The organism is Pseudonocardia sp. TMWB2A (assembly GCF_017312135.1).
The window spans coordinates 107,717-119,330 of sequence record NZ_QKQY01000001.1; the positions used below are offsets into that span (position 1 = coordinate 107,717).

The following is an 11,614-nucleotide window of genomic DNA, read 5'->3' on the forward strand; positions in this document are numbered from 1 at the left end:
TCCTTGTCCTTATGCGATCAATTGCCAGAAAAACCGGGAGTGGCTCCGACAGTGGCAGTATTGTCCTTTTTACGGCGCTGCGGCGGCAAGGCTTGTGTGATGCCGGGTGTAACCGGGGCACCCACATTTGTGTTATTTTCGACCCTAGGCATTGGGCGTGTGCCGTTGGTGACGCCATCCGACCCTTGGTTGAATAAAATGCGCTGAACATCATTCGGGCTGTTATAAGCGTCGGTCGGCAGCTTGATCTGGGCAGACGAAACCGGTTTCACCAAATAGGGTGTGATCATGATGACAAGTTCGGTTTCGCCGCGGCGGAAGCTGTCCGATTTGAACAGATTGCCGAGGATCGGAACATCGCCAAGACCGGGGGCCTTATTGATAGCGCCAATCGACTTGTTCGACATCAGGCCCGCAATCATAAAGCTTTCGCCAGAGCCCAGCTCGACCGTTGTTTCTGTGCGGCGTACTGTCAGTGCCGGCACCTCAAAACCATTGATTTTGATAGCGCCCTCGGTCGATAATTCGGACACTTCGGGGCGAACACGCATGGAAATGCGGCCGTTGGATAGAACAGTTGGTGTATAAGATAAGCTCACACCAAATTTGCGATATTCGATCGCAATCGAATCATTTTGCGAACTGGCTACCGGGATCGGATATTCGCCCCCCGCTAAAAAGTCTGCGGTTTCGCCGGACACGGTGGTCAGATTAGGTTGCGCCAAAGTGGCGACGAGACCATCGCGTTCGGCAAGGTCGAGCGTTGCCATGACGGCGTTGCCCAGAATATTTTTGCCAAATGCAAAGGTCGTCCCGTCTGCCTTTTTACGATAGGATTGGACTACGCCGTCGGCGTTGGTGCGGAACGCGCTATCATTTCCGGAGATTACTTCTCCGAAAAAACCACCGCCATTATTATCATTGGTCAGAAGGTTCATACCAACCTCCTTCAGAATGGTCTTGCTGACTTCGGCAACACGCACCTGCAAATTGACCTGAAGCGGCGTCGCGGTCTGAAGGCGCGAAATCACCTTGGTGTTTTCGCCGACCATCGCTTGTACCAGCCGGTCCGCTTCTGCCGCATCTTCAGGCGAAGCGACGGTGCCGGTGAGCAGCACAAAGCCGTTCATCGAGTTGATGGTGATGTCCGCATTGGGCATCGCAAGGCCAAGCATCTGGTCCAAAGTTTCCAGATTATTCGCGACGCGCACGACGCTGGAATAGACAACTTTGCCCGCGGCGTCGGTCGCATAGACGCTGGTTTCCCCCGGCGTCTTGGCGAACACATAAAGCTGTGTTGCCGACCGCACCTGCACATCGGCTACCTTGTCATTGGCGACGAATACATCGGTCATCGGACGGGGCAGGGTGATGAGACGGCCACGGCCAACCGACAAAGCGAGGTCGGCGCTGGCATTGCTGCGTGGGGCGGCAATAGCGGCGGTCGACAGGCTCATGCTGCTTCCCATACCTGCTAGGGCAGCAAGGGCGCCTGCAAGCAGCAGTTTTTTAGACGAAGTGCGGTTCATTTCAATTTCCCCCAACCGGTGTTTCGGTGACCTGGTCACCCCGGATAATGCGGACAGTCGGACCCCGATGGACGGTGACACCCGATGCCGAATCGGCGCGGCCTGCCTGAACAAATTGTGCGGGCGCGCTGGCTGCGGCGGCCTCCGTCGGGCGCGGCGTCGGCAAGACGGTGCGCTGGTAACGCGAAACCTGCCCGCCTGTGGTCGCGGTTGCGCCCTTGTCGATCGGACGCTGAGCAAGCTGGTCGATAAGTTCACGTTCGACTTTGGCGTCGGCGTCCTTGGGCATCTTGATTTCACCCGTGGCAATGGCGCGCTCCAGTTCGGCTTGCGTATCGGCAAGCGAACGCAGCGACAGCGACAGGCGGCCAATCCGTTCGGCGACGGCAATTTTTTCGGCAATCACCGGCGTTGCTTCCAGCGTGACCGTGGCAAAGGTTTTCACCTCGTCCTTGCCTTCTTCATTCTTGCTGTCGGTGCGCTGGTCGGTCGCCAGCACACGGATATTGCGGATGATGGTTTCGCTCGCGACAAATTTGCGCTTGTCGCCGCCATTTTCGGCATCAAGTTCCGAAGACATGACAAGGTCGACACGGTCGCCGGGGAAGATGAAACCGGCAACACCGGTGTCAATATCCACCTTGATAGTGACCGCGCGCATCCCTGCACCAAGGGCGGCGGCAAGGAAGCCGCGCTCGCCGGGCTTCACAAGCGAGCCTTGTGTGACAGGTTCGCCAGCGGTCAGCGCATTGCGCACGACCGAACCCACCAGCGCGTTCACATCCGTCTGGTCCTTGACGAAATAGGCGCTTTCCATGAGTTCGTTGGGCCAAGGCTGGAAACGGACCATCTCCGGCGTGATAATGGTGCCGACGGCCAGCGGGCGCGTGGCGACCATGACCATCGGGCCTTCAATCTTTGGCGCGACAGCCGCCTGCACTTGCGGCGCAGTTGCCCCCCGCAATGCAATATTGACTCCAAAGGCCATCAGCGCGGCAAACAGCAACGCTCCGACAACCAGCAGAATTTTTTTTCTATCCATGACGATTTTGCCCTCACATGCGGATCAACCGATCGCGCACCCCTTTTCACACAAACTGGTTAATATATTGTTGGTGAAGAACCCAAAATCCGGCCAAGGCGATAGAGACGCCATAAGGGACTTTGGGGTTCCAACCACCATGCTTGACGCGCTCATGGACGATCATGACCAACGTCAGCACCGCACCGGCGAGCGACATCACAATCAGGAACGGTAGCACCATGCCCGGCGGGAACCATAAGGCGAGCGCGGTGATGAACTTCACATCGCCGCCGCCCATCTTGCCCATCGCAAACGGAATCGCGAACACCGCAAAACAGGCCAGTGCCACGCCGACCTGCAACGCCATATCGGGCCAGAGGTCGAGGCCAAGCGCAAACCAGTATGGCACCGCCAATAAGGCGATTGCAGCATTGAGCCGGTTGGTTATGATACGATGCCGGATGTCACTGATTGCCGCGGCCAACATCATGGCCACGAGCAGTCCGACGAACGCAAAAATGAAATAATTTCCACCCATGGCGATGAGTCTTAATCGCTATGACTTACTAAAGCGTAACCATATCGCCATGAAAGCTGACCAGACCGTTCGCCGCTCGATTCCCGATACGGCGCAAATAGATAAAGTGCCGCTCGCCGATGGATGGGAAGTCCGCCGTTTCCGCGAATCCGCCGCTGGCCCCGCTGCGCGCGGGTCGATATTATTCCAGGGTGGGCGCGGCGATTTTTTTGAAAAATATCTTGAAAGTTTCGACCATTGGCACCGCGCTGGATGGCATGTCGAAGCGTTCGACTGGCGCGGGCAGGGTGGATCGGGGCGGCTTTCCTCCGGGGACAGCCTTGGCCATATCAGCGACTTTTCGATCTGGGTCGATGACCTTGCTTATTATTATGCCGATTGGGCCGCGCGCACGCCGGGGCCGCATATCGTCATGGCCCACAGCATGGGCGGGCAGATTATCCTGCGCGCGCTCGGTGAAAAGCGGATTGCACCCGATGGCGTGGTGCTGATAGCGCCGATGCTGGGCTTCAAGAATTTCGTGCCCAATGCGCTGGGGCAGCGGGTCGCCCATGCGATGACCAGGATCATGGCCCCTGACCGTGCGGGCTGGCGCTATAGTGAAAAGCCGGGCCAGAGCGAGGAGTATCGCAGCACCTTGCTCACCAAAAGCGCGGAACGCTATGCCGATGAACAATATTGGTGGGCGCAAGATTCCACGCTCAGGACCGGGCCCGCAAGCTGGCAATGGATCGAGGCGGCCTATCGTTCGATGATCAAAGTTGCCGCGCCGCAATTCCTGTCAAATATTGACACGCCTATGCTTATCCTGTCGACGAACGATGACAAACTTGTTGATCCAAAGGCGATTCGCCACGCCTCGCAGCTTCTTAAACATGCGCGGCATCATGAATATGGGAGAGAAAGTGCGCATGAAATATTGCGCGAGGCAGATGCCGTGCGCGACGATGCCTTGACCCGTATTGATGATTTTCTCGCCCAAGCCGAAGCGGGCGCAAAAGGATAAAAAATGCATTTTGATATTGTGATTGTCGGCGCCGGAATGGCGGGGGCGAGTGTGGCTGCGGAACTGGCAGGGTCGGGCAAGACCATCCTGCTGCTCGAAGCGGAAGACACGCCCGGATATCACACAACCGGCCGGTCGGCGGCGTTTTGGCATGAAAGCTATGGCGGCCCCCAGGTGCAGCCGTTGATTACCGGTTCCTCCGATTTTCTGGCCGCGCCTGATGCGGCTTTTGCCGAACAGGGCTTTTTGTTGCCGCGCCATGCGGTGACCTTGGGGCGTGACACTGATATGCCCGCGCTCGACCAATTCCGCACCGATTTCGCCGCGAGCGGGGTCGAGATGGTTGATCTGGACCGCGCGGCTTTGGAAAACATCGTGCCGGGTCTGCGCGCGGGCTGGAACCACGGCATTGCAGAACCAAGCTGCGCGGATATTGATGTGGCGGGGCTTCATGCCGCTTATCTGCGTCATGCGCGCAAAAATGGCGTCGACATCCGCACGCGCGCAAGGCTCCGGTCGGCAGCGCGGCAGAGCGATGGCAACTGGCTGCTCGAAACGGACGGCGGGAGCGTGACGGCGGCTATGCTCGTCAATGCCGCAGGCGCCTGGGCCGACGAGATTGCGCGCATGGCTGCGGTCGCGCCGGTCAATCTCACCCCCTACCGCCGCACCTTGTTGCAAGTCCGGGTCAATGCCGAAACCCCGTCCGAACTGCCGCTCGTCATTGATGTGAATGGCGAATTTTACTTCAAGGGCGAATCGAACGGCAAAATCTGGCTGTCACCGCATGATGAAATCCCCGACGAACCGCGCGATGTGTCGCCGGAAGAGCTGGACGTCGCCATCGCCATCGACCGGCTTGAGCATGTCGTTGATTGGCCGATTGCGGCGGTCGAGCGGAAATGGGCGGGCTTGCGCACCTTTGCCCCGGACCGTCTGCCGGTAATCGGCGCGGACCCGCTGGTGCCGAACTTTTTCTGGCTGGCAGGACAGGGCGGCTATGGCATTATGACAGCGCCCGCGATTGCCGCCATCGCCGGACGTTTGCTGGCAGGTGAGCGCGACAATGCGCTTCACGCGGCGCTCAAGGTGGATGCCGACCCTGCGCAATTTTCGCCGGATCGCTTTGACCTATGAGCCGCGCGAATTGAGCAGAAACACGACATAGCCTTTGAAGGCCGGATTTTCGGCGATGTCGGGCCGCGCGCACCAGTCGCCGCCTTGCACCAATCCCAACCGGAAGGGGACATGGAGCCGTTTCAGCCGGTCGAGATATTGGTCATAGCCTGCCACCGTCGCACGGCCTTGATAGGTTTGCAGCACCACTTCATCGACCACTTGCCCCAGCGCGTTGAGGCTTTGCGAATCCGCATTGGCGCTCCAGTCGAGCAGGCCGGTGACACTGAGTGCATAGCGGCGCGGCAGCCGTTCGCGTAAGGATTTCAAAAACCCGGCATAGCGGTCCAGCTGCCTCGTGCGCGCGTCAAAGTCGATTTGCAGGCCTGCGACACGGGTGCCGTTGCGCTCCCACGCGGTGATGGCGGACAATATTTGTGCTTCAACCTCTGGCACCCAATCGAGCGTTTCAACACGGATGACGAGAAATACCGGAAGTGTGCCAAGCCGGGGCGCAGCTTCGCGTTGGGCGGCGAGCCGTCCGGGGCGGCCGACCACCTCGGCCTCTAATATATAGAGCCGCTTGGCCTGCTCCAAGACCGGCTGTGGCTTCACGCCCGCCCAGAGCCAGAAGGCGTCATAATGCGCAGCATCCACGGGCGCGCAGACCGTGCGCGCAGCCTCACGCTCACACCCGCCGATGCTCGCCAACAGCGCGACACCGAGCGAGAGGCGCGTGAGCACCGCTAACCGGCGCGGCAAAGCGGAAAGCCTTTTTACCAATAATAATTCAGCGATGTTGCGATCCGGTTGTTCGGAAATTCGCGCTTTAGCTGCTGGAACCAGTTTTTACGTTGCGCCTGCGGGATTTCCTGATCGCCGCAATGATTATAGCCGCTCGTTTCAAAACAGCGCACCGCCAGGTTCAATGCCATGGCCCGGTCATTGCCGCGCACCGTGCGATCCCCGATCAACCGCTGGAACACCGCAAGCCGCGAATAGGGCCGCGCATCAAGCGGGGAGGGGGTAGAGCCAAGCTCATCCTTGGCGCGTTCCTTATCCCATCCGCCCTCCAGATAAACGCGCGAAAATTCGGCAAAGCAAATCTGCCCCTTGGCATTATTGGGATTGGCGGCAAGGATCGTCGCGACCGCCTTGATATCGGGACAAGGATAGATGGCATTGCTCACTGTGGACCGGAATATTCCGAGCGGCACGGTGGGCTTGTCACCATAAAGATAGAAATATCCCGAATCCGAATCAGGCTTTAACGGGGGCGCTTGCACCAGTTCGAGATCGGTCAGGAAATTCTTATAGGCCCCGCTCTTCAATTCCTTCTGGAGCAAGGTGTAGAGCGCGACATCGCGCTCCTCTTGCGGGGCGGTTGCGCTGCGCGCTTGTTGGCGCAGCAACGGCGCATCGGCGGAACGGGTCAGCAGGATACGGCGGATAATCTTGTTTCTAACCGGCGAATCCTTGGCGAACACGCGCGCCAACTGGCCTTGCTTTTCGTCATGATTGGCGATGGCCAGTTCGAGCAACCACCGCTGGTTTTCCGATTTTGCGCCGGGTAGCATTTCCAGCCAGAAGCCACGCGCGTTGCGGTCCTTGACCGCCTCCAATGCTTCGCCGCGCAGCATTTGCCGCGCAAACTGTACATGGCTAAATTCTTTCTGCCGTGCCGCATCGGGGATCATCTGCAACACCGCGCGCGGATTATTGCCGACATAATAAGCGTGGGCGGCTTTGAGATAATCGAACAAGGCCCCGTGATTACGGAATATATCCGCTTGCCCCGCCAATTCTTCGGCCCCTAGCGGCTTGCTGCAACAGCTTTCCGGCCCCCCAAATTCGCCGCCGCTGCGCATCCGTGCGAGGTCCATCGTCGCAACCAGCAACGGATTTTTGCTGCTCTTTGCGCCCGACAGATATTTAAGGTCGATTTCTTCCGCAAGGCTGGCGATGTCCTGATTAGGGTCGGCTATCAGCCGCGCATATTCATTTTCCAGCTTGGGGAAATCGCCGCCAAGCCAATAAACGCGCCGCAACAATCCGCGCGCCGAGGCGGCATAAGCCCCGCGCGGATTATTTTTGATATAGGCGTTAAACGCATTTTCTGCGGTTTTGAGCTTGGCATTGTCGAGCGCCACCTCCCTGTCGCGATAGCCATATTTGTCATATAGCCCGTCCTGCGCTTCATTGAGCGCCGCGCGGGCGATCATATATTGGCTTGCGTCCTTCAACCACGCATCACGGCCCTTGGCGGCGGCGGCAAATTGGCTTTGCGCTTCCTCCTGACGGCCATCATAAAAAGCGAGCGCCCCTTGCAAATAAGCACCGAACGCCTTGCCTTCCGCGCTGGTGAGGCTAGCGGAGAGTTGGTCCATCGGCGTGCCCGAGGTGCCAGCTCCGCTGCAATCCGCCTTCATCGCGGTGCGCGCGGAGACGAGTGCGCTGCGTTCGCCTGCACTAATGCCGCGCGCGCCATTGACCGCGCGGACGAAGGCGGCGCTACCGCTCTCGTCGCTCTGGCAGCGCGAGCCGCGCCCATAGCGTTGCGGCGGGGTTTGCGGAAGATAATAGCGCACGGTTTCAAACCAAGGTTGAAACGGGCTGAACGGCGCGGCGTCATAATCATCTTTGGCGATGACCAGCTTACCGCTCGAAGGCGCGACCTTGTGATTATCGAGCAGCATCAGCAGCATATTGGCGCGCGTGTCATTGCCAGGTTGGAGCGCGGGGGAATTATTGCAGCCGTTAAAACCGGCCGTGCTGACGATCCAGTCGGTCATGCAGCCGCCGTCGGCACTGGCCTTGGCATCGCTGCTCCAGCCCAGCACAGCCATAGCGGCGATGGACGATAGGCTTATCACTCCGTTACGCATCATCTCTCTCCCTGTTCGCGTATCGTATGACCCTATCATCAACATTGCGAACACATAACGGGGCGTCAATCGACTTTGTCGATATTTTACGAATGCGGAGCGATGTTTTCCCCTGCGTTCGTTTCGCCGCGTTGCAACGCAATGGCGGCGTCGGAGGCTAGTTTATCGGCAATTTCATTGTCGGGATGACCGGCATGGCCCTTGACCCATTCCCATGTAATGCGGTGCGGGCGCACGGCTTTCAGCAAGTCCTGCCATAAATCGGCATTAGCGACCGGTTTTTTGGACGCGTTTTTCCAGCCATTTTTCTGCCAGCCGAAAATCCATTTGGTGATGCCGTCGCGCACATAGACGCTATCGGTCGAAAGCGTCACATCGCATGGCTTGGTGAGCGCATTGAGCGCGGAAATCGCGGCCTGCAACTCCATGCGGTTATTGGTGGTGTCAGGGGCCGAGCCGGAAAGGCATTTTTCGTGCAGGCCAAAACGGATGACCGCGCCCCAACCGCCGGGGCCGGGATTGCCCTTGCACGCCCCATCGGTGGCGATGGTGACGTGCGGGCGCTTGACCGGTGTTTCGCTCATGCCGCGCCGAACAATTCGGCGGGAGTGAGGCTGCGATAGGTATCGAGCCTGCGCATATAAGCGAGCGGGTCTTTGCGCATGACAAGCGCATCGGGCGGCGTGTTGATCCAGTCATAAGCGCGCGTGAGCAGAAAGCGTAACGCCGCGCCTTGGCACAGGATGGGGAGGGCAGCGCGTTCGGCATCGGTCAGCCCATGCGCGGCTTCATAGCCTGCGACCAAAGCCGCGGCGCGTTCGGGGTAAAAGACGCTGCCATCATGGCTGAAGCACCAGCTTCCATGCGTGACAGCCAGATCATAGGCGCGAATGTCGGTGCAGGCGAAATAAAAGTCGATAAGCCCCGTAACAGCATCGCCGACCGACAGAACATTGTCGGGGAAAAGATCGGCATGGATGATGCTGGTGGCAAGCTTATCGGGCCATTGGCTGAAAATCGCGGCGGCGGCGGCATGGACCTTGTCGCCCAATCCTGTGGCGATGCTGTCAAAGCCGCTGCCTATGTCGGCGAGCAAAGTGCGCCAACCTGTCGGGCCGAGCGTATTGGGGCGCTCCATCCGGAAATCAGCCGCCGCGCGGTGGAGTTCGCCCAAAGCTTCGCCCGCTGCACGGCATTGTGCGGGCGTCGGTTCGGTGACCGACACGCCCGACAGAAATTCGATCAGGCAGGCGGGGCGGCCCGCCAATTGCTGCAAGCGCACGCCTTTGCGGTCGGCGATAAAGCGCGGCACCTTGCATCCCTTCGCGCCCAGATGGTCAAGCAGCGCAATGAAGAAGGGCAGGTCTGCTTCCTCGACCCGCTTTTCATAAAGGGTGAGGATGAAGCGGTTGGCCGTGGTTTCGATGAGATAATTGCTATTCTCGACGCCCTCGGCGATGCCCTTGGCCACGCGCAATTCGCCCGCATCATAGAGCGTCAAAAACTGCGCCATCTCCTCGGCGCTGACATGGGTATAGACGGCCATTTATCCTTCCCTGCAAGGGGAGGGGGACCGCCCGGCATCAGCCGGGTGGTGGCGGGGTGTTGCCCTCAGGGGAGCGGGATACCCCTCCGTCACGCCTGCGGCGCGCCACCTCCCCTTGCAGGGGAGGATTTCGGTAGCATTACTGCAAACAGAAATGCTCATGCGTCTTCGGTCAGGCTGCGCGGGAGTTTGAAGATCATCTTTTCCTGCGCGGTTTCGACCGTTTCTTCGGTGACGGTGAAGCGGGTGGCAATTTGGTCGATGACCTCGCGCACCAAAATTTCGGGCGCCGATGCGCCAGCCGTCAGACCCAGGGTCGTCACATTGGCGAGCCAGTCAAAATCAATCTCGTCGCCGCGTTGGATGAGATATGCGCGCGCGCCTTCGCGTTCGGCACATTCGCGCAGGCGCACCGAATTGGAGCTATTGGGCGCGCCGATCACCAACACCACCTCACATTCGGCGGCAATCGCCTTGACCGCCGCCTGACGGTTCGATGTGGCGTAGCAAATATCCTCGCCCTTGGGGCCGATGATTGTCGGAAAACGCTGTTGCAGCGCGGTGACGATCGCGGCGGTATCATCGACCGACAAGGTGGTCTGGGTGAGGAAGGCAAGATTGTCAGGGTCTTGCGGCGTCAAGGCTTCGACATCCTCGACCGTTTCCACCAGCGTCATCTTGCCTTCGGGAACCTGCCCCATCGTGCCGATGACTTCGGGATGGCCTGCATGGCCGACAAAGATGATATGGCGGCCCGCTTCGACATTGCGTTCGGCTTGGCGGTGGACCTTGGAGACAAGCGGGCAGGTCGCATCGAGATAGAAAAGCCCGCGCGCTTCGGCTTTGGCGGGCACCGCTTTGGGGACGCCATGCGCGCTGAACACCACCGGCACATCGTCCGGCACTTCGCCCAATGTCTCGACAAAGATCGCGCCCTTTTGTTTGAGCGCATCAACGACATATTTATTATGCACGATTTCATGGCGCACATAGACAGGCGCGCCATATTTTTCGAGCGCGAGTTCGACAATGGTGATGGCGCGGTCGACCCCGGCGCAAAAGCCGCGCGGCGCTGCGATCAGCAATTTGAGCGGCGGAAGGCCGGATTGCCCCGTGGTTTCGGGGGCCGTTTCGGGAGATGTTAACGGTGCAGTCATGTCGCCTCGCGCTTTAGCTAGTGTCGAATACAAAGTCTAATGCCCAAAGTCTAAAGTTGCGCGCATCCCCCTCGCCGGATAAGAAGCGCCAGACATAAAAGCCAGTTGCTAAGGATATGATACCCGCCATGCCGCAATTCCAGCAGAAATATTCCCCCGTTGCCAAGGCGCTTGCGATCGCGGCGGTAACGCTTGCATTGGCGGGCTGCGCGCGCACCGGCGAGATTGATATTCAATCGGGCGTCGGCATTACCGCGTCGCGTTCGGCCTGTCCGGCGGTCGGCGTTCCGCTCTATACGGGCGATGTGACCCTGTTCAATCCGGCAGGCAGCAAGGATTCGCGCGCGATTGATGTGACTGCCTCGATCACCAATGTGCGCCCGGCATGCAACGATCAGGGCGAACAGATTTACAGTGTTGCGACCTTTGATGTACTGGCCACCCGTCGCGAAGCAGGCCCCGCGCGTCAGGTCACGCTCCCTTATTTTTCCACCGTGATGCAGGGCGGTACCGCCGTGGTCGCCAAGCGGTTGGGCCAAGTGACGCTCAACTTTGCCGAAGGACAAACCCGCGCGCAGGCATCCGCCAAGGCTGCGGCCTTTGTTGATCGCAATGCGGCAACCCTTCCGGCAGAAATCCGCGAAAAAATCACCCGCAAACGCAAAGCAGGCGATGCCGATGCCGCGCTCGATCCGATGTCGGATCCCGAAGTGCGCGAAGCGCTCGCCAAGGCGAGCTTCGAACTGCTCATCGGTTTCCAGCTGACCAACGACCAGCTTCAATATAACGCCACGCGATAGGGTTTTTATACCG

11 protein-coding genes are annotated in these 11,614 nt (G+C 59.2%); 3 read left to right on the plus strand and 8 right to left on the minus strand.

What is annotated here, in order from left to right; genetic code table 11:
• Nucleotides 1–17: 17 nt before the first annotated feature.
• Genes DMP17_RS00555 through DMP17_RS00565 form a run of 3 tightly spaced genes read right to left on the minus strand, consistent with a single transcriptional unit; the run spans nucleotide 18 to nucleotide 3,091 of the window.
• A complete protein-coding gene (locus DMP17_RS00555) occupies nucleotides 18–1,529 on the minus strand; it encodes a type II and III secretion system protein family protein (protein ID WP_337827135.1) in 1,512 nt (503 codons plus the stop codon).
• Between the two features lies 1 nt (nucleotide 1,530).
• Nucleotides 1,531–2,571, minus strand: coding sequence for a Flp pilus assembly protein CpaB (gene cpaB, locus DMP17_RS00560; protein WP_337827136.1), 1,041 nt, complete (start codon nucleotides 2,569–2,571; stop codon nucleotides 1,531–1,533).
• Between the two features lie 46 nt (nucleotides 2,572–2,617).
• Nucleotides 2,618–3,091, minus strand: coding sequence for an A24 family peptidase (locus DMP17_RS00565; protein ID WP_337827137.1), 474 nt, complete (start codon nucleotides 3,089–3,091; stop codon nucleotides 2,618–2,620).
• Here DMP17_RS00565 and DMP17_RS00570 point away from each other — a divergent pair.
• Together DMP17_RS00570 and DMP17_RS00575 are read left to right on the plus strand one after the other, a co-directional pair.
• Nucleotides 3,090–4,097 (plus strand): alpha/beta hydrolase, encoded by a 1,008-nt coding sequence (locus DMP17_RS00570; RefSeq protein WP_337827138.1) that lies wholly within the window; start codon nucleotides 3,090–3,092, stop codon nucleotides 4,095–4,097. The two genes, DMP17_RS00565 and DMP17_RS00570, sit on opposite strands and share 2 nt — an antisense overlap.
• A gap of 3 nt (nucleotides 4,098–4,100) precedes the next feature.
• Nucleotides 4,101–5,234 (plus strand): NAD(P)/FAD-dependent oxidoreductase, encoded by a 1,134-nt coding sequence (locus DMP17_RS00575; RefSeq protein ID WP_337827139.1) that lies wholly within the window; start codon nucleotides 4,101–4,103, stop codon nucleotides 5,232–5,234.
• Here DMP17_RS00575 and DMP17_RS00580 read toward each other — a convergent pair.
• From DMP17_RS00580 to ispH, 5 genes are all read right to left on the minus strand, one after another.
• Nucleotides 5,229–5,957 carry a DUF3142 domain-containing protein gene (locus DMP17_RS00580; protein ID WP_337827140.1) on the minus strand — a complete coding sequence of 243 codons (729 nt, stop codon included), beginning with the start codon at nucleotides 5,955–5,957 and terminating at the stop codon, nucleotides 5,229–5,231. The two genes, DMP17_RS00575 and DMP17_RS00580, sit on opposite strands and share 6 nt — an antisense overlap.
• 32 nt (nucleotides 5,958–5,989) lie before the next feature.
• A complete protein-coding gene (locus DMP17_RS00585) occupies nucleotides 5,990–8,059 on the minus strand; it encodes a hypothetical protein (RefSeq protein ID WP_337827141.1) in 2,070 nt (689 codons plus the stop codon).
• Between the two features lie 125 nt (nucleotides 8,060–8,184).
• A complete protein-coding gene (gene rnhA, locus DMP17_RS00590; RefSeq protein ID WP_337827142.1) occupies nucleotides 8,185–8,682 on the minus strand; it encodes a ribonuclease HI in 498 nt (165 codons plus the stop codon).
• Nucleotides 8,679–9,644 (minus strand): homoserine kinase, encoded by a 966-nt coding sequence (gene thrB, locus DMP17_RS00595; protein WP_337827143.1) that lies wholly within the window; start codon nucleotides 9,642–9,644, stop codon nucleotides 8,679–8,681. Before thrB ends, rnhA begins: the two co-directional genes overlap by 4 nt.
• A 158-nt stretch (nucleotides 9,645–9,802) precedes the next feature.
• Complete coding sequence (ispH, locus tag DMP17_RS00600) at nucleotides 9,803–10,801, minus strand: 4-hydroxy-3-methylbut-2-enyl diphosphate reductase (RefSeq protein ID WP_337827144.1); 999 nt, start codon at nucleotides 10,799–10,801, stop codon at nucleotides 9,803–9,805.
• A gap of 128 nt (nucleotides 10,802–10,929) precedes the next feature.
• Here ispH and DMP17_RS00605 point away from each other — a divergent pair, with 128 nt between their 5' ends.
• Entirely contained in the window at nucleotides 10,930–11,601 is a 672-nt protein-coding gene (locus DMP17_RS00605) for a hypothetical protein (RefSeq protein ID WP_337827145.1), read from the plus strand.
• Nucleotides 11,602–11,614 lie beyond the last annotated feature (13 nt).